The 1,033-nt window shown below is 71.2% G+C and carries 1 protein-coding gene; it reads right to left on the bottom strand.

Annotated elements, in window-relative coordinates; all coding sequences use genetic code 11:
• A partial coding sequence (locus ACZ66Z_RS36725; RefSeq protein WP_469940320.1) for an acyltransferase domain-containing protein occupies nucleotides 1–1,026 on the bottom strand: 1,026 nt, incomplete at its 3' end.
• Between the last annotated feature and the right edge of the window lie 7 nt (nucleotides 1,027–1,033).

The raw sequence follows: 1,033 nt of genomic DNA, 5'->3' as shown, positions 1-1,033 counted from the left end.
CAACCAGTAGTGCTGCCGTTGGAAGGGGTAGGAGGGCAGTTCGACGGTGTGGGCGCGATAGGGCCGAAGGAGGGTGGGCCAGTCGATGGTGACGCCGTGGGTCCAGGCTTCGGCGGCGGATTCGATGAAGCGGTCGAGGGTGCCGGTGTGGCGTTGGAGGGTGCCGACGACGGCGCCGGTGTCGTCGAGGGTTTCGGTGATGCCGGAGACGAGGACGGGGTGGGCGCTGATCTCGACGAAGACGACGTCGGGGGCTGCGAGCTGCTTGATGACGTCGGCGAGGCGGACCTTGCTGCGGAGGTTGCGGAACCAGTAGGCCCCGTCGAGCTCGGCCGTGTCGAGGACGGTGCCGGTGACGGTGGAGTGGAAGGCGATCCGTCCCGACTGCGGGGTGACGTCCTTGAGTTCGGTGGCGAGGGTGTCGCGGATCTCGTCGACGTGGGCGGAGTGGGAGGCGTAGTCCACGGGGATGCGGCGCGCCCAGACTCCGGACGTCTCGCACTGGGCGAGCAGTTCGTCCAGTGCGTCGGGCTGTCCGGCGACCACGGTGGAGGAGGGGCCGTTGACCGCCGCGACGGAGATGCGGCCGTCCCAGGGGGCGAGGAGTTCCTCGGCCTGTGTTTCCGGAACGCCCAGGGAGGCCATGCCTCCGCCGCCGGAGAGGACGCGCAGGGCCTTGGAGCGCAGGGCGACGACGCGGGCGCCGTCCTGCAGGGACAGTCCGCCGGCGACGACGGCCGCGGCGATCTCGCCCTGGGAGTGTCCGACGACGGCTGTCGGGTTGACGCCGGCGGTGCGCCAGAGCGCGGCGAGGCCGACCATCATGGCCCAGGAGGCGGGCTGGACCACGTCGACCCGGTCGAGGCCGGGTGCGTTCTCCTGGCCGCGCAGGACGGCCGTGAGTGACCAGTCCACGAAGGGGGTCAGGGCGGTCTCGCACTCGGTGATGACGCGGGCGAACTCGGGGGAGGAGTCGAGCAGGGCCGTGGCCATGCCCACCCACTGCGAACCCTGCCCCGGGAACACGAACACG

Source organism: Streptomyces sp. NPDC107498 (assembly GCF_055582805.1).
The sequence above is the reverse complement of the archived record's forward strand: the minus strand, read 5'-3'. Positions and strand labels throughout refer to the sequence as shown.